General features: G+C 72.6%; 19 protein-coding genes. 4 read left to right on the top strand and 15 right to left on the bottom strand.

The features are described from left to right. Positions 1-130: 130 nt before the first annotated feature. Both ACIA5A_RS22975 and ACIA5A_RS22970 read right to left on the bottom strand, forming a co-directional pair. Complete coding sequence (locus ACIA5A_RS22975; protein ID WP_018785054.1) at positions 131-343, bottom strand: hypothetical protein; 213 nt, start codon at positions 341-343, stop codon at positions 131-133. Positions 344-405: 62 nt separating this feature from the next. Then, on the bottom strand, positions 406-975 hold the full coding sequence (locus tag ACIA5A_RS22970; RefSeq protein ID WP_396765801.1) for a GNAT family N-acetyltransferase: 570 nt from the start codon (positions 973-975) through the stop codon (positions 406-408). 26 nt (positions 976-1,001) lie between these two features. On the opposite strand from ACIA5A_RS22970, the gene ACIA5A_RS22965 reads away from it, so the two are divergent. After that, positions 1,002-1,742, top strand: coding sequence for a GNAT family N-acetyltransferase (locus tag ACIA5A_RS22965; RefSeq protein ID WP_396765798.1), 741 nt, complete (start codon positions 1,002-1,004; stop codon positions 1,740-1,742). A gap of 114 nt (positions 1,743-1,856) precedes the next feature. Here ACIA5A_RS22965 and ACIA5A_RS22960 read toward each other — a convergent pair whose 3' ends face one another. From ACIA5A_RS22960 to ACIA5A_RS22935, 6 genes are all read right to left on the bottom strand, one after another. Continuing rightward, positions 1,857-3,272, bottom strand: a complete 1,416-nt coding sequence (locus tag ACIA5A_RS22960; RefSeq protein ID WP_396765795.1) for an MFS transporter — start codon at positions 3,270-3,272, stop codon at positions 1,857-1,859. Further along, positions 3,269-3,880, bottom strand: coding sequence for an ArsR/SmtB family transcription factor (locus ACIA5A_RS22955; RefSeq protein WP_396765793.1), 612 nt, complete (start codon positions 3,878-3,880; stop codon positions 3,269-3,271). The genes ACIA5A_RS22960 and ACIA5A_RS22955 overlap by 4 nt, the downstream gene beginning before the upstream one ends. Before the next feature lie 71 nt (positions 3,881-3,951). Beyond that, positions 3,952-4,761 carry an SDR family oxidoreductase gene (locus ACIA5A_RS22950; protein WP_396765790.1) on the bottom strand — a complete coding sequence of 270 codons (810 nt, stop codon included), beginning with the start codon at positions 4,759-4,761 and terminating at the stop codon, positions 3,952-3,954. A gap of 65 nt (positions 4,762-4,826) precedes the next feature. After that, the gene (gene aspS, locus ACIA5A_RS22945) at positions 4,827-6,632 is read right to left on the bottom strand and encodes an aspartate--tRNA ligase (protein ID WP_396765787.1); all 1,806 of its coding nucleotides are present in this window, start codon (positions 6,630-6,632) and stop codon (positions 4,827-4,829) included. 155 nt (positions 6,633-6,787) lie between these two features. Further along, positions 6,788-7,837, bottom strand: coding sequence for a S1 family peptidase (locus ACIA5A_RS22940; RefSeq protein WP_396765784.1), 1,050 nt, complete (start codon positions 7,835-7,837; stop codon positions 6,788-6,790). Positions 7,838-8,051: 214 nt separating this feature from the next. Next, the gene (locus tag ACIA5A_RS22935) at positions 8,052-8,525 is read right to left on the bottom strand and encodes a winged helix-turn-helix transcriptional regulator (RefSeq protein ID WP_396765782.1); all 474 of its coding nucleotides are present in this window, start codon (positions 8,523-8,525) and stop codon (positions 8,052-8,054) included. 56 nt (positions 8,526-8,581) lie between these two features. On the opposite strand from ACIA5A_RS22935, the gene ACIA5A_RS22930 reads away from it, so the two are divergent. Next, a complete protein-coding gene (locus ACIA5A_RS22930) occupies positions 8,582-9,094 on the top strand; it encodes a PaaI family thioesterase (protein WP_396765778.1) in 513 nt (170 codons plus the stop codon). 523 nt (positions 9,095-9,617) lie between these two features. Here the strand turns inward: ACIA5A_RS22930 and ACIA5A_RS22925 are convergent. The 3 genes from ACIA5A_RS22925 to ACIA5A_RS22915 are packed head-to-tail and all read right to left on the bottom strand — an operon-like array spanning position 9,618 to position 12,694. Further along, on the bottom strand, positions 9,618-10,553 hold the full coding sequence (locus ACIA5A_RS22925) for an acyl-ACP desaturase (protein WP_396765775.1): 936 nt from the start codon (positions 10,551-10,553) through the stop codon (positions 9,618-9,620). 51 nt (positions 10,554-10,604) lie between these two features. Next, positions 10,605-11,939, bottom strand: coding sequence for a histidine--tRNA ligase (hisS, locus tag ACIA5A_RS22920; protein WP_396765772.1), 1,335 nt, complete (start codon positions 11,937-11,939; stop codon positions 10,605-10,607). 41 nt (positions 11,940-11,980) lie between these two features. Continuing rightward, positions 11,981-12,694 carry an MBL fold metallo-hydrolase gene (locus tag ACIA5A_RS22915; RefSeq protein WP_396765769.1) on the bottom strand — a complete coding sequence of 238 codons (714 nt, stop codon included), beginning with the start codon at positions 12,692-12,694 and terminating at the stop codon, positions 11,981-11,983. Between the two features lie 257 nt (positions 12,695-12,951). Between ACIA5A_RS22915 and ACIA5A_RS22910 the strand changes: the two genes are divergently transcribed. Both ACIA5A_RS22910 and ACIA5A_RS22905 read left to right on the top strand, forming a co-directional pair. Continuing rightward, positions 12,952-13,803 (top strand): peptidylprolyl isomerase, encoded by an 852-nt coding sequence (locus tag ACIA5A_RS22910; RefSeq protein WP_396765766.1) that lies wholly within the window; start codon positions 12,952-12,954, stop codon positions 13,801-13,803. 62 nt (positions 13,804-13,865) lie between these two features. Further along, the gene (locus ACIA5A_RS22905; protein WP_396765763.1) at positions 13,866-14,702 is read left to right on the top strand and encodes a peptidylprolyl isomerase; all 837 of its coding nucleotides are present in this window, start codon (positions 13,866-13,868) and stop codon (positions 14,700-14,702) included. A 57-nt stretch (positions 14,703-14,759) separates the two neighbouring features. On the opposite strand, the gene ACIA5A_RS22900 is transcribed toward ACIA5A_RS22905, so the two are convergent. The 4 genes from ACIA5A_RS22900 to secD form a co-directional block, all read right to left on the bottom strand. After that, positions 14,760-17,198, bottom strand: coding sequence for a RelA/SpoT family protein (locus tag ACIA5A_RS22900; protein ID WP_396765817.1), 2,439 nt, complete (start codon positions 17,196-17,198; stop codon positions 14,760-14,762). Between the two features lie 254 nt (positions 17,199-17,452). Next, complete coding sequence (locus ACIA5A_RS22895) at positions 17,453-18,019, bottom strand: adenine phosphoribosyltransferase (RefSeq protein ID WP_396765761.1); 567 nt, start codon at positions 18,017-18,019, stop codon at positions 17,453-17,455. Between the two features lie 90 nt (positions 18,020-18,109). Next, positions 18,110-19,297 (bottom strand): protein translocase subunit SecF, encoded by a 1,188-nt coding sequence (gene secF, locus ACIA5A_RS22890; protein ID WP_396765758.1) that lies wholly within the window; start codon positions 19,295-19,297, stop codon positions 18,110-18,112. A gap of 1 nt (position 19,298) precedes the next feature. After that, complete coding sequence (secD, locus tag ACIA5A_RS22885) at positions 19,299-21,206, bottom strand: protein translocase subunit SecD (RefSeq protein WP_396765755.1); 1,908 nt, start codon at positions 21,204-21,206, stop codon at positions 19,299-19,301.

Below are 21,206 nucleotides of genomic sequence, written 5' to 3'. Positions count from 1 at the left end.
GGGGGGGGGGGGGCGGGGGGGGGGGCGGGGGGGTGTGGGGGGGTGTGTCCTCCCCCCCCACTCCCTGGGGGGGGGGGGGGGGGGGCGCCGCCCCCCGCCCCCCCCCCCCGGCCCGGGTGGTCGTTTCCGGTCAGCCGCGGCCCGGACGACGGCCGCGGTACCAGCGCCCGCCCCCGCCGCCGCGCGGGCCGGAGCCGACGCCGGCGAGGTAGAGCGAGAGCAGCAGGAAACCGATGAGCATGAGGGTCGAGGTGCTGAACAGATCCGGCGCGCCGAGGTCGGTGTTCATGAAGTCGAGCAGCAGCGCGAAGCCGAACACGATGGCCGCGAGAATGGCGAGCATGTGGTTCCTCCGGTGGGGGTTCCCAGTAGGTCGGCGACGGATGTACCCGATCGGTCTGTTCGTCAATCTCCACCGTGGAACCGGTCGGTGGCGAGGATCGCGTACCGGGCCGAGTCCCGCCAGACGCCGCGGACGAGCAGGTGGTCGCGGCTCACCCCCTCCGGTCGCAGGCCGGCCTTCGCCAGCACCCGGTGCGAGGCGACGTTGTCGGGGCGGGTGGTCGCCTCCACCCGGTGCAGCCCCACCCGGGTGAACGCGAGGTCCAGCAGCAACGCCGCGATCTCGGTGCCGAGGCCGGCGCCCTGGTGGGCGGTACGCACCGCGTAGCCGATCTCACCGCGCCGGTGCTCCGCCGACGTCACCGCGAGCACACCCAGGCCGACCAGCCGGTCGCCGTCGACCGCCGCCAACCGGTACTCCGGGCGGGGCTCGTCGCCGGCCGCCGCCCGCCAGGTCGCGACGGCGGCGGTCACCGCGTCCGGGGTCGGCACCTCGTCGTCCAGCAGCCCGTCGGCCACGGCCGGCTCGGTCAGGAACGCGTGCAGGACGGGGGCGTCCGCGTCGGTCCACTCGCGCAGCGCGCACCGTGGGCCGGGCAGGTGGACCGCCCGGACGGAGCGAATGGGAGTCATGGCTGCTCCTCTCGTAGGCTGGCGGCGTGATCGCTGCCGACCAGGTGCTGACCGGGCGGGAGGCGCTGCTCGCCGCGACCGGCCACCACCCGTACGCCCGGCACGCGCTCCGGCGCGACCGGGTCGCGCGGGGTTGGCGGCGGGACGGCGCGGTCGGTTGGCTGCTCCCGCCGGGTGAGTGGTCGGCCGGCGCCGCGCTCGGCACGCCCGGCCCGGCGCTCGACATCTTCGCCGCCCTGCGGGCGGACGGGACGCTGACCGCCGGCCAGTCGGTGAACCTGTCCCGCGTCGCGCCGGACGAGGTGACCGCACGGCTGCCGGCGGTTGGGCTGAGCGACTGGGACTTTCTCTGGACCACGGCCCCGCCGCCGGCGCAGCCGGGGCAGGAGCGGGTGGTCCGGCTCACCGGGGCAGACCACCCGGCGCTGGCCGCGCTGATCGAGGCGGCCTTCCCCGACAGCACCTCCCGGCCGGGGGACCGGGGCGTCGTCGACTGGTACGGCATCCGCGACGGCGACCGCCTGATCGCGTGCGGCGCCGACCGCAGCCGTGGCGACGTCGGCTTCCTGGCCGGGCTGACCGTGGCGTCCGAACAGCGCGGCCGAGGGCTGGGCGCCGCGCTGACCGCCGGAATGACCGGCGCGCTGTTCGAGCGCTACGACCACGTGGCGCTCGGCGTCTATCCGGTGAACGTCGGCGCGATCCGGCTCTACCGCCGGCTCGGCTTCACGAACGTCGCGCACCGCACCTCGATCCGCCTGGCCTGAGTTCCCCACGCTCCCGCACCGGCGACCCGACCGCCCCGGCTCGACGGCATGCGGGGCGACGGCGCCCCTCCCTCGCCGCGGCCACATCCCGGGCACCGGACGATGCGCCATCCATCAGACGGACCGGCCCGCGGCACCAGCACCAGCGGATGGCGCCGACGTCGGGACCACCACCGGGCCGGGGCCCGCAGGGCTCCCGTCGGGTCCGGTCGCGAACACCGCACCGGAGCGCGCCGCCTCGGGCGCCGCCTCCGCGGGCGCCATCACCTCGGGCTCCGCGCTCCCGGCACGAGCGGCGGCCCGGCTGGCCCGCCAGGCGGGCAGGTAGAGCGGCGCGGCCACGGCAAGCATCACGGCGCCGACGAGCATGGCGGTGCCGACGCTCGTGGCGTCCGCGAGCGCGGTCAGCACCACCGCGCCGAGCGCCCCGGCCGGCTGGCCCATCATCGAGTTCAGCGACAGCACGCTGGTCCGGTACGGCCCGTCGACCTGCCGGTGCAGCAGTCCCATGTGCAGCGGGTTCGAGGCGCCGTGCACGGCGTAGCAGGCCAGGTAGGCGATCAGCACACCGACCGGGCCGGCGAGCAGGCCCATGGCGACCACCGTCACGCCCTGCAGCACCCGCATCAGCGCGGCGGCCGGGGCGGCGCCGAGCCGGCGCAGCAGGAGCGGGGTGAGCGCGGCGCCGGCCGCGTTGGCCAGCCAGGCCGCCGTCCCGGCGGGGCCGAGCAGGGTCGCCGCCCGGTCGGCGTCACCGACGACCTCGGAGAGCCGCACCGGCAGCAGCGACTCGAAGGTGACCATGCCGAAGCCCCAGAACAGCTCGACCGAGACCAGCGCGAGCAGCACCCGGTTGCGGCGGAGCAGGCCGAGGGCCTGGCCGACCATCCGGGGCGCCTCCACCACCGAGGCGCGCAGCGCGACCGGACCCGAGGCGTGTCGCTGCTCGGTCATCAGCAGCAGCAGCGCCACGATCGAGACTCCCTGGAGCACGGCGGCGACGAGCACCGGCAGGGTCAGCGCGCTGACCGGACCGACCGGGCCGAGCGCGACCAGGCCGCCGCCGAGCAGCGCGCCGGTGCCGATGGCGACCCCGACGACGGTGCCGGCCCAGCCCAGGCCGCGCTCGTACTCGGCGTGCGGGTCGGCGGCGAGCGTGGCGTCGACGTACCAGGACTCCAGCGGGCCGCTGTCGAGCGCCCGGTAGACGCCCTGCAACGCCCAGACCAGGAAGAACATCCAGAACGAGTCGGCCACCGCCATCAGCGCCAGGGAGACGAGCGCGACCGCCCAGGCGGCCAGCAGCACCGGCTTGCGGCCGAGCGCGTCGGCGAACCCGCCGGTGGGCAGCTCCAGCGCCAGCACCACCAGGCCCTGCGCGGTGGCGACCAGGCCGATCTGGGACAGCGACAGGCCGCGCTCCTGCATCAGCAGGATCATCACGGTCATCAGCAGGCCGCTGGGCAGCCAGCGCAGGCCGTAGAGCGTGAGGTAACGGAACCGGACCTGGCGTACGGACAGGGTGCTCACGGCTTCTCCTCGGTGGGTGGCAGGACCGTGCTCAGCGGGAAGGCGGCGAGGTAGAGCTGCACCATCTCGGCGTCGGGGTCGTCGGGGTCGGTCTCGTCGCGGTGACGTTCGAAGAGCGCGAACACCTCCGCCTTGATCGCTTCCAGGCGGGTGGCCGGGATGCGCATGAAGAAGTCGCCCATGCCGAACGCGTCGCGCCAGGCGGGCGACCACTCGTGGCGGCGGGCGGCCCACCGTTCGGCGTGGTGGCTGAAGAAGCGGATGTAGTCCGCCTCGATCCACTCGATGGCGGCGCGGGCGTCCGGGTCGTCGTCGTAGTCGCTGGCCTCCCACTGGGTGACCTCGTGCGCGGCGCGCCAGTAGCGCTGCCGACCGGTGCCCAGGTCGGGGTCCTCGACCACCATGCCGACCTCGGCGAGCTGGCGCAGGTGGTAGCTGGTCGCGCCAGTGTTGGTGTCGAGCAGCTCGGCCAGCCGGGTGGCGGTGGACGGCCCGTTCACCCGCAGCGCGCCGACCAGGCGCATCCGCAGCGGATGCGCCAGCACCCGCACCTGCTGGTGGTCGAGGCGGACGCGGCGCGGCTCGGGACGGGTCGGTTCACTCTCCATGCGATGCACACTATCTGTGCAAACTTACTGTGCACAAGACCCGTGCAAAGAAACTGTGCAACCGGTGAGGCTCAGCCGAACAGTTCGGCGACGCCGCGCAGGCGGGTCCGGAGCAGGCCGGCCGCCCGGGCCGAGTCGAGGCGTACCTCGACGGGACGGTGCAGGCCCGCGGCGACCGTGGTGGTGGTCCGCAGCGCGGCCGGGTCGACGCCGAGCCGGCGGGCCAGCAGCCGCCCCAGGTCGGCGCGGCTGGCCTCGTCCGGCCCGGCCACGTTGAGCGGGCCGGCCAGGTCGGTCGGCAACAGCTCCAGCACCGCGCCGGCCAGGTCGGTGACGTCGATCGGGCAGCGGATCTCGTCGCTGAACAGCGTGGCCCGGCCGACGAGCGCGTCCCGGCAGCGCTGGATCTGTTTGCTGCCCTCCCCCAGGATCAGCGAGGTCCGCACCACCAGGGCGCCCGGGTCGACGGCCCGCACCGCCGTCTCCGCCGCCGCCTTCGCCGCCCCGTACGGATACACCGGCGTGGGCGCCTCGGCGTCTGCGTACGGCTCGGGACGCCCGGCGTGCACCGCGTCGCTGGACAGGTGCACCAGCCGCGCCCCCACCTCGGCGGCGGCGGACGCGACGTGGCCCGCCCCGTCGGCGGTGACCGCCCAGTCGTCGAAGCGGTACGGCGTGCTGACCACGCAGTCGGGGCGTACCCCGGTCAGCAGCGCGCGCACGGCGGCGCGGTCGGTGACGTCGAGCCGGTGCGACGCGACGCCCGGCACCGCGACGGCGGCCGTGTGGTACGTGCCGACCACCCGGTGCCCGGCGGCGACCGCCTGCCGGCACAGCTCGGCGCCGAGAAAGCCGGCGGCGCCCACCACGAGCAGGTTCATCCCGTCCTCCTGATGATCGAAAAGGCCCGCGTCATCATGACGCGGGCCCTTCGACGAGGCGAGGATCAGGTCGGGTCGGCCACCGGCGCGGCCGGGCCGGCGGTGCCGGCGTGCGGCGCGGCGGGCGCCTTCGGCTTGGCGTCGATGCCCGCCTCGGCGCGCTGCTGCCCGGTGATCGGCGTCGGCGCGCCGGTCAGCGGGTCGAAGCCGCCGCGGGTCTTCGGGAACGCGATCACCTCGCGGATCGAGTCCGCGCCGGCCAGCAGCATGCACACCCGGTCCCAGCCGAACGCGATGCCGCCGTGCGGCGGGGCGCCGTACTTGAACGCCTCCAGCAGGAAGCCGAACTTGTCCTGCGCCTCGTCCGGGGTGATGCCGAGCAGGTCGAACACCCGCTGCTGCACGTCGCCCCGGTGGATACGGATCGAGCCGCCGCCGATCTCGTTGCCGTTGCAGACGATGTCGTACGCGTAGGCCAGCGCCCGGTCCGGCGCCTCCTCGAACCGGTCCACCCACTCGGCGTTCGGCGAGGTGAACGGGTGGTGCACGGCGGTCCAGCCGCCCTCGTCGGTCCGTTCGAACATGGGCGCGTCGACCACCCAGCAGAACGCCCAGGCGCTCTCGTCGACCAGCCCGGCCCGCTTGGCGATCTCGATCCGGGCCGCGCCGAGCAGCTCCTGCGCCTCCCGGGTGTTCGTGCTCGCGGCGAAGAAGACCGCGTCGCCGGGCTTCGCGCCGACCGCGTCGGCCAGCCCGCCCAGGTGCTCCTCGGACAGGTTCTTCGCCACCGGCCCGCGCGCCTCGCCGGTCTCCGCGTCGAGCACCACGTACGCCAGGCCCTTCGCGCCGCGCGCCTTGGCCCAGTCCTGCCAGCCGTCTAGCTCCTTGCGGGTCTGGCTCGCGCCGCCCGGCATGACCACCGCGCCGACGTAGCCGCCCGCGTCGATCGCGCCGGCGAACACCCGGAACGCGGTGCCGCGCAGGTAGTCGGTCAGCTCGGTCAGCTCCACGCCGTAGCGCAGGTCAGGCTTGTCGGAGCCGTAGCGGGCCATCGCGTCGTGCCAGGTGATACGCGGGATCGGCCGGCTGATCTCGTGCCCGGCCAGGTCCTTCCAGAGCGAGGAGACGATCGCCTCGCCGAGGTCGATCACGTCGTCCTCGGTGACGAACGACATCTCGATGTCGAGTTGGGTGAACTCCGGCTGCCGGTCGGCGCGGAAGTCCTCGTCCCGGTAGCAGCGGGCGATCTGGTAGTAGCGCTCCATGCCGCCGACCATGAGCAGCTGCTTGAAGAGCTGCGGGGACTGCGGCAGCGCGTACCAACTGCCCGGCTGAAGGCGCACCGGGACCAGGAAGTCGCGCGCGCCCTCCGGGGTGGAGCGGGTCAGGGTGGGCGTCTCGATCTCCAGGAAGTCCCGCTCGTGCAGCACCGTGCGGGCGAGCTGGTTGGCCTTCGAGCGCAGCCGCATCGCCTTCGCCGGGCCGCCCCGGCGCAGGTCCAGGTAGCGGTACTTGAGCCGGATGTCGTCGCCGGCCTCGACCTGGTCGTCCACCGGCAGCGGCAGCGGCGCGGCCTCGGAGAGCACCTCCAGCGCGGCGGCGGTCACCTCGACCTCGCCGGTCGGCAGCTCGGGGTTCTCGTTGCCCTCCGGGCGGCGGGTCACCTCGCCGGTGACCTTGACGCAGAACTCGTTGCGCAGCGCGTGCGCGTCCTCCTCGCGGAAGACCACCTGCACCACGCCGGAGGCGTCGCGCAGGTCGACGAAGATGACACCGCCGTGGTCGCGCCGGCGGGCCACCCACCCGGCGAGCGTCACCGTCGAGCCGGCGTCCGCGGCGCGCAGGCTTCCGGCATTGTGGGTACGGATCACGGCTGGCGACTCCTCATCTGTCCACGACTGCTCCGGAGCATTCTGTCAGGGCGGGCCGGCCGGCTACCCGGCACCCGTCGAGGCGTACCCGTCGGGCGGCCCGGACACGCGGAACGGGCCACCGGTCACCCGGCGGCCCGTTCGTGGAGCGAGGATCAGAAGACGCTCACGCCGTAGACGCTGAGCGGCTCGGTGACCGGCTGGAAGTAGGTGGTGCCGCCGGAGGAGCAGTTGCCGCTGCCACCGGAGGTGAGGCCGAGCGCGGTGCTGCCGGAGAAGAGCGAGCCGCCGCTGTCGCCACCCTCGGCGCAGACGTTGGTGCGGATCAGGCCGGAGACGCTGCCCTCGGCGTAGTTGACCGTCGCGTTGGTCGCCGAGACGGAGCCGCTGCGCAGGCCGGTGGTGCTGCCGGAGCGACGGACCGACTGGCCGACGTACGCGTTGCCGGCCGTGGTGATGTCCTGGTAGCTGCCGTTGTAGAGGTAGACGTTGCCGGCCGCGTTGGCCGAGTTGCTGTGCCGGACGATGCCGTAGTCGTTGCCCGGGAAGCTGGTGCCGGCCCGGGTGCCCAGCACGGACGTCTGGCTGGAGTTCGAGTACCAGGTCGAGCCGAGGTTGGTGCAGTGTCCGGCGGTCAGGAAGTAGTAGGTCGAGCCGCTGCGCACGTTGAAGCCGAGCGAGCAGCGGTAGCCACCGGTGTAGATGGCCTGGCCGCCGGAGATCCGGGTGGTCAGGGTGCCGGCCTCGGCCTCGATGCGGACCGCGCCGCCGGTGCGGGCGGCCGCGGCCTTGACCCGCTCCAGCTTGGCGCCGGTGACGGTGCTGTCGACCGAGACGACGACCTGGTTGGTCGCCGCGTCGGTCCACCAGGCGGTGCCCGGGATCTTGGCGGAGCGCTCCAGCTCGCTGGTGGCGGCCTTGAGCTGGTTGGCGCCGCGGGTGACGAGCTTCGGGATGGCGCCGGCGGCGTGCACCTGGCGGGCGGCCGCGGCGTCGGTCACCGTGACGACCATCTTGCCGCTGGCGTCGGCGTACGTGCCGGCGGCGCGGTCGCCGAGCTTGGCGACGAGGCCGGCGGCGGCGTCGGGTGAGGCGGGCGACGCGGGGGCGGCCTGGGCGGGCGCGCCGAGCAGGGAGCCGGTGACCAGGGTGCCGGCCACGGCGATGGCGGCGGCGCGACGGAGCGTGGACCTCGTGGGTCGCATGTAACAACCTCCGAACGGGGGTGAACGGGCGTCGTCATGGGGAAACGCCCGAGGGCAACCCGGGCGACCTGGGGAAACCGTCCGGGCTGACCAAAGTATTCACATATTTAAGATCGTAAGCAAGACATGCGTTTGCCCGGATTCGCACCGCCACCGGATGTAACACTCAAGCAACAAGATCGTCACCGGGTGTCAGAGCCGCCGCGGGCTCCCGTCAGGCGCGGCGACGGGCCCCCGGACCCGGGCGCGGCACCGCGTCGCGCGGTCCGCTCAGGTCGTGCCCCTCGGCGCAGCGCAACGCCACCCGCACCTCGGCGCCGCAGTCACGGTGCGTCACGGTCAGCGGCGCGCCCTCCGGGTCGGCGAGATAGCGGTCCCCCCAGCCGAGCACGGCCACCAGCACCGGCCACAGGTCCAGCCCCATCTCGGTGAGCCGGTACTCGTGCCGCTCCCGACTACCCGGCTCGCGGTACGGCTCCCGGCGCAGCACCCCACGCTCCACCAGCATGGCCAGGCGGTTGGTCAGCACCTGGCGCGGGACGCCGGTGCGTACCCGCATGTCGTCGAAGCGGCGCACGCCGCTGAACACCTCGCGGAGCACGACCACGGTCCAGCGCTCGCCGAGGATCTCCATGGCGCGCCCGATCGTGCAGTTCTCGACCGACCAGTCCAGTGCCGCGGGTCTCATGCCGACCAGGCTAGGTCTGATTGACAGACTCAGCAACGCGCTGGGAGGCTGGGTCCATGACTGAGACGCAGGAGCGCAGCCGCACGTTCACCTGGGCCGACCCGGTCGCCGGTGCCGCCCACCTGGGCCGGCGCAGCGGCCTCGACCTGATGCGCGCGATGATCGCCGGCGAGCTGTCCGCCCCGCCGATCACCAACTTGATCGACATCGCCCGGATGGAGGCCGACGAGGGTCGGGTCGTGGTCGAACTGCTGCCGCAGGAGTTCCACTACAACCCGCTCGGCACCGTGCACGGCGGCGTCCTCTCCACGCTGCTGGACACCGCCGCCGGCTGCGCCGTGCACACCACACTGCCGGTCGGCGTCGGCTACACGTCGCTCGACCTCAACGTGAAGTTCCTGCGCCCGGTCACCGTCTCCAGCGGCACCCTGCGCTGCGAGGGCACCGTGCTGCAACGTGGCCGCCGGACCGCCCTGGCCGAGGCCCGCCTCACCGACCCGGCGAACCGCCTGGTGGCCCACGCCACCTCGACCTGCCTCCTCTTCCCCCTGCCCTCCCACCCCGCCTGACCACCCGCCCCCACTCCCCCGCGATCTCACACCTGCGGCCCCCGAGTTCCCTGGATCGCACCTCTTGCCGGAGCGCCCGCCGTCGATCTTGCACTTGCGGCCCACGAAATGTCTGGACAGAGCCTTTTGCCGGGGCGGCAAGTGCAAGATCGCGGGAGCGGGGACGACTCCCGCCGAGGATCAGACTCCGCGCCCCACGTTGCCCGCGAGTGGAGCAGCACGGGTGCGTCAGGGCCCGCCAGACACCCATGGCGCGCCACCCGACCGCCGCACGCCCCCCGCTCGCGCTCCACCGATCCGGGCAGGCTCGAGCGGTCGGGCGATCAAGGAGTTTGCGTCACCCCGGAGATCAACTCCGACACAAAGCCCTTGATCACGTCAGCGGAACGCCGACCCAGGCGCGGGGCCGGGGCGCGGGGCTCAGAGTTGATCATGAAGTTAGCGGCCTGGGGCGTCCGTTTTGTCGCCGCCAACTTCATGATCGACGAGAGGGCGGGGTGAGGGCCGGTGGGGGGTTGGGGGGTTAGGGGGTGGGGGTCAGGCGGGCGGCTCGGGTGGCGCGGCGGTCCTCGAAGCGGGACGCCTGGGTCTCCAGGGTCTCCAGGTGGGCGGCGATCTGCTCGCGGGCGGTCTCGCCGTCGGCGGTCAGGCCGGTCACCTCGAACAGGTTCCACTGGCGCAGCACCGGCATCACCACCTCGTCGCGGTGCTGGCGCAGGTCGTAGATGCCGGCCAGGGCGATCGCCACCGACTTGCGGGCGAAGCCGTCGATGCCGACCCCCGGCATCTGGAAGTCGGCCAGCACGTCGGCCACCGCCCGCATCGCCTGACTCGGCGCCAGCTCGAACGCCGCCGCGAGCAGGTTGCGGTAGAAGACCATGTGCAGGTTCTCGTCGGCCGCCACCCGCGCCAGCAGCGCCTCGCAGGCCGGGTCGCCGGTGGCCCGGCCGGTGTTGCGGTGCGAGATGCGGGTGGCCAACTCCTGGAACGACACGTACGCCAGCGAGTGCAGCACCTCGTCGTCGTGGACGTTGTGGTAGCCGGCGGACATGTGCACCATCCGGGCCCGTTCCAGCGCCACCGGGTCCACCGCCCGGGTCACCGTCAGGTAGTCGCGGATCGCGGTGCCGTGCCGCCCCTCCTCGGCGGTCCACCGGTGCACCCAGGTGCCCCACGCGCCGTCGCGCCCGAACAGCGTGGCGATCTCGTGGTGGTAGGAGGGCAGGTTGTCCTCGGTGAGCAGGTTGACGATCAGCGCGGTGCGCGCCACCTCGGGGATCGTGGAGTCGGACGCCGACCACGCCTCGCCGCCGAGCGGCCCGTCGAACGTGCGCCCGACGCTCCACGGCACGTACTCGTGCGGGAACCACTCCTTGGCGAGCGACAGGTGCCGGTCGAGGTTCTTCTCGACCACGGGCTCGAGTTCGACGAGCAGGGCGGTCTGGCTGAGCACGGTCACGACGTTCTCCCTACGGTGGCGTAACTTACGCCACCGTAGGTCGAATCGTCGTCAGACGCCAGTGCCGGCGACCAGCGGCGCCAGGTCCGCCCGGGGCGGCGTCCACTCGCCCGCCGCCGCGGCCACCTGCTCACCGGAGCGGATGTCCTTCACCTCGTCGCCGTCCGCGCCGGGGAACCAGACGTACGGGATGCCGCGCCGCTCGGCGTACCGGATCTGCTTGCCGAACTTCGCCGCGGACGGCGACACCTCGGTCGGCACGCCGCGCGAGCGCAGCGCCGCCGCGACCGCGTCGCTGGCCGGGCGGTCCTCCTCGGCGGTGACCGCGACCAGCACGCAGGTCGGCACCGACCGGGACACCGACAGCGCGTCGGCGCCGAAGAGCAGGCCGAGCAGCCGGGTCACGCCGATCGAGATGCCCACGCCCGGGAACCGGACCGCGCCGGAGCTGGCCAGGTTGTCGTAGCGACCGCCGGAGCAGATCGAGCCGAACCGCTCGTAGCCGACCATCTGCGTCTCGTAGACGGTGCCGGTGTAGTAGTCCAGCCCGCGGGCGATGCGCAGGTCGGCGACGCAGAGGCCGGGCGCGTGCGCGGCGGCGGTCTCCACCACCGCGGTCAGCTCCGCGACGCCCTCGTCCAGCAGCGGGTCGCTCACCCCGAGGGCCCGCACCGCGTCGGCGAAGGACGCGTCCGGGGCGGAGATCTCGGCCAGCGCCAGGCACGCCTTGGCCTGCGCCTCGCTCGCCCCGGCGGTCTCGGCCAGCAGCTCGGCCACCTTCGCCGGCCCGATCTTGTCGAGCTTGTCCACCGCGCGCAGCGCCGCCTCCGGGTCGGTCAACCCGATGCCCCGGTAGAAGCCCTCGCAGATCTTGCGGTTGTTGACCTGGATGCGTACCGGCGGGATGGGCAGCGCGCGCAGCGCGTCGCCGATCACCAGCGGCATCTCGGCCTCGTAGTGCGGCGGCAGCGTGTCCCGGTCGACGATGTCGATGTCGGCCTGGAGGAACTCCCGGTAGCGGCCCTCCTGCGGGCGCTCCCCCCGCCAGACCTTCTGGATCTGGTAGCGGCGGAACGGGAACTGCAGCTTGCCGCCGTTCTCCAGCACGTAGCGGGCGAACGGCACGGTCAGGTCGAAGTGCAGGCCGAGCGCGTCGTCGCCGGCCGGCCCGTCGGCGTCGGCCTGCAACCGGCGCAGCAGGTAGACCTCCTTCGAGGTCTCCCCCTTGCGCAGCAACTGGTCCAGCGGCTCGACCGACCGGGTCTCCAGCGGCGCGAAACCGTACAGCTCGAAGGTGGCGCGGATCCGGTCCAGCACGGACTGCTCGATCATCCGCTGTGCCGGCGTCCACTCGGGGAAGCCGGAGATGGGCGTGGGCTTGCTCATGGCGTGCTCCTTGCGATCCCGCGCCGGGCGCGGGTGCGGGTCTAGAGGCCTCGGGTGGGCGCGGCCGGGCGCGCGGAGTCCGCCACCTCGACGAGGTAGGGGTTGCTCGCGCGCTCGCGGCCGATGGTGGTCGCGGGGCCGTGGCCGGGCAGGACGACTGTGTCGTCGGCCAGCGGGAGGACCTTCTCCCGGAGGCTGGCCAGCATGCGGGGCATGCTGCCGCCCGGCAGGTCGGTGCGGCCGATCGAGCCGGCGAACAGCACGTCACCGGAGAGGCAGATCTCGTCGGCCTCCCAGGGCGAGCCGGCGCCGGGCATCCGGAACAGCACCGACCCGCCGGTATGGCCCGGGGCGTGGTCGACGGTGATCTCCAACCCGGCGAGCGACAGCGTCGCGCCGTCGGTCAACTCGGCCACGTCGTCGGGCTCGGCGTACGGCAGCCGGCCGCCGAACAGCGCGGTGAGGTCCATCGAGAGCGCCTTGGACGGGTCGGCCAACAGTTCCCGGTCCTCCGGGTGGACGTAGGCCGCGATGCCCCGGGCGCCGCACACCGGCGCGACCGAGAAGGTGTGGTCGAGGTGGCCGTGGGTCAGGAGCACGGCGGCCGGGTGCAGGCGGTGCTCGGCGAGCACGGCGTCGAGCCGGTCGAGCACCCCGATGCCGGGGTCGACCACCACGCACTGCTCCCCCGGAGCGGTCGCCACCACATAGCAGTTGGTGCCGAAGGCGTCCGCGGGAAAGCCGGCCACGAGCACGTCCGTCCCCTCTCCGTCCGGTCGTCGTCCTCGCCCAGCAGCCTAGTCGTACCGGCGAGCGGGTTTCGCCCGCACCGACCCCACCCGCCCCGTCGAGCACAGTGACACCATCCGATAAGCGCAGGCGGCACCTCGTACACCACATTCACAGCGCGTACCCGTACACTCTGGCGGGCGTGTGGCGTGGCGCACCCCGGTTCCGACGGCGGGCAGCGCCCGGACGCCGGCCACGATCAGGCAGAGGAAGGGGAGCACCTGTGGCTTCCAGCAGGGACCGGCAGCGCAAACTGGCGCGCGCCAAGCTCGACCGGCAACTCGCCCGGCGGGCCGCGACCGCGAAGCGTCGCCGGCAGATCCAGGCCGGGGTGGGCGCCGCGGTGGTGCTCGCGCTCATCGTCGCCGGTTCGGCCTGGGCGCTCGGTGCCTTCGACTCGGAGCCGAAGAAGCAGGCCGCCGAGGACACCTGCCTCTGGACCCCGCAGGACGGCGCCGGGAACGCCAACGTCAAGGACGTCGGCGTTCCCGCCACCAAGGACCTGCCCACCTCGGGCACCCGGCCGATGACGGTCACCACCAACCAGGGCGGGCCGATCACCGTCGACCTCGACCTGGCCGCCGCCCCCTGCGGCGGCGCGAGCCTCGCCCACCTGGCGAGCCGGTCGTTCTACAACGACACCAAGTGCCACGAGATCACCGCCGAGGGAGCGCTGCGCTGCGGCGACCCGAGCGGCACCGGGATCGGCGGCCCCACCTACTCGTTCTACGACGAGAACGTCCCCACCGGCCCCGAGCCCAGCCCGTCGGCCTCGCCGGCGCCGGGACAGCCGCCGGCATACCCGAAGGGCACTGTCGCCCTGATCGGCAACCCGCCGGGCAGCAACGGCAGCCAGTTCCTGATTTTCTTCAAGGACTTCAACCCGGCCAAGCCGGCCTACAGCGTGGTCGGCAAGGTCACCGGCGGGCTGGACGTGGTGGAGAAGATCGGCGCCCTGCCGACCGTGGACAACGGCAGCGGCGCCAAGGTCAAGCCGAAGACGGACGTGGTGATCCAGAGCCTCACCGTCGGCGAGCCGAAGACCGCGCCGGCGGCCAGCCCCAGCGCCGGTTGATCCACAGTTGACTCGGCGGCGTGCGACGTCGCCCCCCGATACACAGCAGGTGAGGAGTGAGCGTGACCTCCACGAGAGACCGCCAGCGGGCGGCGGCGCGGGCCCGGCTCGAACGGGAGATGGCCGAGCGGTCCGGCAAGGCCCGCAAGCGCCGGCAGACGCAGGCGATCGTCGGCGCCGCGGCCGTGCTGGTGCTCGTCGTGGCCGGCACGGTCTGGCTCGCCACGTCGCTCGGCGGTGACGACGACAAGAAGCAGGCCGGGGCCGGCGCCGGGTTCGCCCAGTGCGCCTACACCGAGGTGCCGAAGCAGGGCCGCCCGGCGCAGATCAAGGACGTCGGGCTGCCGCCGGCGCAGCAGGCGAACAAGGGCAGCCAGACGATGACGATCGACACCAACCTGGGTCCGATCACCGCCAAGCTCGACCGGGCCGCGGTGCCCTGCGCCGCCGGCAGCTTCACCCACCTGGCCAGCAAGGGCTTCTTCGACAACACCAAGTGCCACCGGCTGGTCACCGAGGGCATCAAGGTGTTGCAGTGCGGCGACCCGAGCGCGACCGGCAAGGGCTGGCGGGACACCGACGGCACCGGTGGGCCCAGCTACAACCTGGCCGAGGAGAACCTGCCCACCAACAAGCGGCCGCCGTACCCGGAGGGCGTCATCGCGATGGCCAACTCGGGTCAGCCCGGCAGCACCGGCAGCCAGTTCTTCATCGTGTACGGCGACTCCCAGCTCGACCCGAACTACACGGTGCTGGGCACCATCACCGGCGGCATGGACGTGGTGAAGCAGGTCGCCGCGGCCGGTGACGACGGCGCGTTCGCCAAGCAGGCCGGCGGCGGTCACCCGAAGAAGGAGATCGTCATGACCAAGGTGAGCCTGAGCGACATCCAGGGCTGACCCCGATCACCGAGAAGCGCCCGCCGGATCGACCGGCGGGCGCTTTCTCGTGTGCGCTCAGGCCCCCGAGGTGACCCGGTAGGCGTCGAAGACGCCGTCGACCTTGCGGACCGCGGCCAGCAGGTGCCCGAGGTGCTTCGGGTCGGCCATCTCGAAGCTGAACCGGCTCACCGCCACCCGGTCGCGGGTGGTGGTGACCGTCGCGGAGAGGATGTTCACCCGCTCCTCCGACAGCACCCGGGTGACGTCGGCGAGCAGCTTGTGCCGGTCGAGCGCCTCCACCTGGATGGCGACCAGGAACGTGGAGGCCGACGTCAGCTTCCAGCTCACCTCGACCACCCGCTCGGGCTGCGCCCGCAGGTCCTCGGCGTTGGCACAGTCGTCGCGGTGCACGCTGACCCCGCCGGAGCGGGTGACGAACCCGAACACCGAGTCCGGCGGCACCGGCGTGCAGCAGCGGGCCAGCTTGATCCAGACGTCGCTGACGCCCCGGACCACCACGCCCGGGTCGGCGCTGCTCTGCCGGCTGCGCGGCGGCCGGGTGGCGACGGCGGTCTCGGCGATGTCCTCCGCCGCGCCCTCCTCGCCCCCGTAGGACGCCATCAGCTTCTGCACCACCGACTGCGCGGAGACCTGGCTGTCGCCGACCGCCGCGTAGAGCGAGGCCACGTCGGCGAGGTGCAGGTCCCGGGCGATCCCCATCAGCGCGTCCGAGGTGAGCATCCGCTGCAACGGCATGCCCTGCTTGCGCATCGCCTTGACGATCGCGTCCTTGCCGGCCTCGATCGCCTCCTCGCGCCGCTCCTTGTTGAAGTACTGCCGGATCTTGGTGCGCGCCCGCGGGCTCTTGACGAAGCCCAACCAGTCCTGCGTGGGGCCGGCCGTGTCGGACTTCGAGGTGAAGATCTCGATCACGTCGCCGTTGGACAGCGTCGACTCCAACGGCACCAGCTTGCCGTTGACCCGCGCTCCGATGCACTTGTGCCCGACCTCGGTGTGCACCGCGTACGCGAAGTCGACAGGCGTCGACCCGGTCGGCAGCGGGATGACGTCGCCCTTCGGGGTGAAGACGTACACCTCCTGGCTGGACAGGTCGAAGCGCAGCGCGTCCAGGAACTCGCTCGGGTCGGCCGCCTCGCGCTGCCAGTCCAGCAGCTGCCGCAGCCAGGTCATCTCGTCGATGTGCGCCGGCGGGCCCACCACCTGGGTGCCCTTGTGCTCCTTGTACTTCCAGTGCGCGGCGATGCCGAACTCGGCGGTGCGGTGCATCGCGTAGGTGCGGATCTGCATCTCCACCGGCTTGCCGGTGGGCCCGATGACCGTCGTGTGCAACGACTGGTACATGTTGAACTTGGGCATGGCGATGTAGTCCTTGAACCGGCCCGGCACCGGCTGCCAGTTGGCGTGGATGACCCCCAGCGCCGCATAGCAGTCGCGCACCGTGTCGACCAGGATCCGTACGCCCACCAGGTCGTAGATGTCGTTGAAGTCGCGACCCCGCACGATCATCTTCTGGTAGATCGAGTAGAGGTGCTTCGGCCGCCCGGTGGTCTCCGCCTTGATCTTGGCGGCCTTCAGGTCGGTCGACACCTTCTGCGTCACCTGCCGCAGCAGCGCCTCGCGCTGCGGCTGGTGCTCCCCGATCAGCCGGTTGATCTCCTCGAACCGCTTCGGGAACAGCGTGCCGAAGGCGAGATCCTCCAGCTCCCACTTGATCGTGTTCATACCGAGCCGGTGCGCCAGCGGGGCGAGGATCTCCAGCGTCTCCTTGGCCTTCTGCTCCTGCTTGGGGCGGGGCAGGAAGGTCAGCGTCCGCATGTTGTGCAGCCGGTCGGCGAGCTTGATCACCAGGACCCGGGGGTCCTTCGCCATCGCCACGACCATCTTGCGGATGGTCTCCGCCTTGGCCGCGTCGCCCAGCTTCACCTTGTCGAGCTTGGTCACGCCGTCGACAAGCAGCGCGACCTCGCCGCCGAAGTCGGCGCGCATCGCGTCGAGGGTGTATTCGGTGTCCTCGATCGTGTCGTGCAGCAGCGCCGCCACCAGCGTGGTGGTGTCCATGCCCAGGTTGCCCAGGATGGTCGCCACCGCGAGCGGGTGCGTGATGTAGGGGTCGCCGGACTTGCGGTACTGCCCCGAGTGCCAGCGCGCCGCGGTGTCGAAGGCACGCTGGAGCAGCCGGGCGTCGGCCTTGGGATGGGCGTCCCGGTGGGAGGCGATCAGCGGCTCCAGCACCTCGCTGACCTGCGAGGTCTGCCAGGGCGCGTTGAACCGGGCCAGCCTGGCCCGCACCCGCCGGCCGGTGGGCGCGTTGGAGAGGGCGAAGCCGCCGCTGGTCGACGGGTCGTCGGTGGGGAACGGCACCACCACCGCCCCGCCGTCGGCGGTCGCGTCCGGCGCGCCGTCGGCGGCGCCGGCCACCCGGGCCGGCGGGTTGCCGCTGTGCTCGGTCACCGAGCCGTCCGCGTCGCCTGTCGGGTGCACCGTGCCCTCCACCGGAGGGACGACATCGTGGGACACCGGCCTCCTCACCGTTCGCCGGGATGCGCCGGCCGTCCGGCCGACGTCTGGTCCAACCGACCCGGGGGCCGGTGTTGTTCCGCGCCGGTCACCGGGGCTGCGCCCCGGCGGCTCCGCCACCTGCCGACGGTCGCCCGCCCGGTCAGGCAAAGGGCAATGCTACCCGTACGCAGGGTACGCCACCGCTCCCCCGGACGGTCGGTGCCGGCGGGCCGGACCGGCGGACGGGGTCAAACGGTCAACAGGGCATGGACCGGACGCGGGGCGAGGCGCTCCCGGCCCTTGAGGAAGCCCAGCTCCAGCAGCACGGTGAAGCCGGAGACCGTGCCGCCGGCGCGCTCCACCAGGTCGAGCGTGGCCTCGGCGGTGCCGCCGGTGGCGAGCACGTCGTCGAGGATCAGCACCCGGTGCCCGGCGGTGAACGCGTCCTGGTGGACCTCCAGCGTCGCCTCGCCGTATTCCAGCGCGTAGGAGGCCGAGTGGGTCGCGCGGGGCAGCTTGCCGGCCTTGCGCACCGGCACCACGCCGACGCCTGTGGCGTAGGCGACCGCCGCCGCCAGCACGAACCCGCGCGCCTCGATGCCGGCGACCACGTCGAACGACTCCGGACCGTGGTAGGCGATGATCCCGTCGATCACCTCACGGAACGCGACGCCGTCGGCGAAGAGCGGCATCAGGTCCTTGAACACGACCCCCGGCTTGGGGAAGTCCGGCACGTCCAGCAGCCGGCTGGCGACCAACTGGGCGACCTCCGGGCCGCTGTCTCCGCGTACGCCTGCGGTGTGCGTCTCCGTCACGGTGCGTCCCATGTCCTCTCGAAACGACGACGGCGTCCGTCATGCCGTGACACCAGCATGACGGACGCCGTCCGGTCGATCTCGTCCGGGTCAGCGGCGCTTCGCGCCGCCCGGCCGGTTGCCCCCGCCGCCACCGGGGCGACCACCCCGGGCGCCGCTGGGACGCTTGCCGGTCGGCCGGGAGCCGACCTTCGGTGCGGCGCCGGCGAGCGCGCCGTCCGGGTCGACCGGCTGGTCGGCGGTCGGCGCCGGGCGCGGCGCGCCCTTGGGGGTGACCTCGCCCCGGGCGACTGCCGCCCGGCGGGCGAGCACCCGCTTGTTGTGCGCGCTGATCCGCGGGTCCTGGTTCTTCAGCAGCACCAGCAGCGGCGTGGCCAGCAGGATCGAGGTCAGGAACGCCACCGCCATGCCGACGAAGAGCACCAGACCGAGGTCCTTCAGGGTGCCCGCGCCGAGCAGGCCGGCGCCGATGAAGAGCAGACCGCCGACCGGGAGCAGCGCGACCACCGACGTGTTCAGCGAGCGCATGAGGCTCTGGTTGAGCGCCAGGTTGGACGCCTCGCCGTAGGTGAGGTTGTTGTTCGCGGTGATGCCGCGCGTGTTCTCCTGCACCTTATCGAAGACCACCACCACGTCGTAGAGCGCGAAGCCCAGGATGGTGAGGAAACCGATGATCGTCGACGGGGTGACCTCGAAGCCGACGAGCGAGTAGATGCCGGAGGTGAGCACCAGGTTGGTGAGCAGCGAGACGATCGCGGCGACCGCCATCCGCCACTCGAAGCGCAGCACCAGGTAGATCGACACCACCGCGAGGAAGATCAGCAGACCGAGGAAGGCCCGCGAGGTGACCTGGCTGCCCCATGCCTCGGAGACCTGGCTGCCGCTGATCTGGTCGGCCTGGATGCCGAACTCCTGCGCCATCGCGGTCTTGGCCGCGTCGGCCTGCTCCTGGCTCAACTGCCCGGTGCGCATCTCGTAGGTTTCGCCGCCGGCCCCGCCGACTTTCTGCGCGGTGACCACCTCGACGCCTGGCGCCTCCTTGGCGAGCGCGTCGTCGACCACCGTCTCGGCCCGGTCCAGCGTGCCGACGCTGGCCGGCACCTGGAACGAGTTGCCGCCGGCGAACTCGATGCCCAGCTTGAAGCCGTTGAGCGCGAAGCTCAGCACCGCGATCAGCACCAGCGCGCCGGCGACGCCGAACCACAGCTTGCGCTTGCCGACGATGTTGAGATCGGCCTCGCCCCGGTAGAGCCGGGCGGCCAGACCACTCTTCGCCATCTCAGGCCTCCTTGACACGCGGGTTGCGGGCGGTGCCCGACTCGGCCGAGCGGGCCGGCAGCGCCCGGCCCAGACCGCTGACCCGCGGTGACAGGAACGCCCGGGTGCGGGCGAACATCGTCATGATCGGGTGGCGGAAGAGGAACACGACGACCAGGTCCAGCACGGTCGCCAGGCCGAGCGCGAAGGCGAAGCCCTTCACCGCGCCGACCGAGACGATGTAGAGCACCACTGCCGACATCAGCGTGATGGCGTTCGCCGAGATGATCGTCCGCCGGGCCCGGATCCAGGCCCGCGGCACCGCGCTGCGCGGGCTGCGGCCCTCGCGGATCTCGTCCTTCAGTCGTTCGAAGTAGATGACGAACGAGTCCGCCGCCACACCGAGCGACACGATCATGCCGGCGATGCCGGCGAGCGTCAGCGTAAAGCCGATCGACCGGCCGAGCACCACGAGCGCGCCGAAGACCAGCAGCGCGGAGAGCACCAGGCTGAGGAAGATGACCGAGCCGAGCAGCCGGTAGTAGAAGAACGAGTAGATGATGACCAGCAGCATGCCGATGCCGGCCGCCAGCAGACCCGCCTTGAGGTGGCTGTCGCCGAGCGTCGCGGTGACGTTCTGGCTCTCCTGCGGCTCGAACGTCACCGGCAGCGCGCCGTAGCGGAGCTGGCTGGCGAGCTGGTTCGCCGACTTGTTGTCGAAGCTGCCGGTGATCTGCGAGTCGCCGGTCAGCACGCCCTGGATCTCCGGCGAGGAGACGATCCGGTTGTCCAGCACCACGGCGACCCGGCACTTGCCGTCCTGGCCGAGCGCGCTCTGGTCGCAGGCCTGACCCTCGTTGTTGAACGACTCGCGGGTCAGCGCGGTCCACTTCTCCTGGCCGTTGCCGGTGAAGTTGAGGCTGACCACCCAGGCGCTGGTCTGGTCGAGCTGGGCGGAGGCGTTCTTGACGTCGGTGCCCTCGACCTTGGCCACGTCCAGCAGATTCTTCGCGCCGGACTCGCAGGCCACCGCCTTCTGCTTCGGGTCCTTGATCGAGCCGGCCGGCCGCTTGTCGAGCTGGGCGCAGGTGATGGTGGGGACGTTGAACTGCATCTCGGGCGGCAGCACCGCGATCTCCTGCGGGGAGAGCGTGCCGAACGGCTTGAGCTTGTCGGCCAGCGACGGGTCCGCGGCCAGGTCGGCCGGGGCCTGGAGGCCGGAGGCGGCGGCCCAGGCGGCGGCGCCCACCTTCTGCTGCACGGCCTGGCGCTGCTGCTCGATGCCCTGCGGCACCGGCTCGGCGCTGGCGCTCGGCGCGGCGGCGCTGGGCGTGGCCGACGGGGTCGGCGTGGCGCTGGCGCTCGGCGCGGGCGCCATGCCGCCCTGGCCGCCGGCGCTCGGCGACGCGGAGACCTTGGCGCTCGCGCTCGGCTTCGGCGAAGCGCTGCCGGACGGCTTCGGCGAGGCGCTGCCGGACGGGGCCGCGGAGGCGCTGGGGCTCGGCGCCGGCGCGGCGGCCGCGCCGCTGCCGTCGGTGGCCTTGAGCACCTTGCGGAAGCGCAGCTCGGCGGCCTCACCGACATCGGTCAGGTTCCGGTTCTGGCCGGGCAGGGAGATGACGATGTTGCGGTTGCCCTCGGTGACCACCTCGGCCTCGGCCACGCCGTAGGCGTTGACCCGGCTCTCGATGATCTGCCGCGCCTCTTCGAGGTTGGCGGCAGTCGGCGGCTTGCCGTCGACCGTGTTGGTGGCCTCGAGCGTCATCCGGGTGCCGCCGATGAGGTCCAGGCCGAGCCGGGGCTCCAGCCGGTCCTTCCAGCCACCGCTGGCGCCGCCCGAGAAGAACACCAAAAGATAGAGGACGACGAAGATGAACCCGAGCACGGCGAGCTGCCGTCCGGGGCGCATCTGTCCCTGAGGTGGTGCCAC

It is taken from the genome of Micromonospora sp. NPDC051300, assembly GCF_044455315.1.
Lineage (GTDB): Bacteria > Actinomycetota > Actinomycetes > Mycobacteriales > Micromonosporaceae > Micromonospora > Micromonospora robiginosa.
The sequence above is the reverse complement of the archived record's forward strand: the minus strand, read 5'-3'. Positions and strand labels throughout refer to the sequence as shown.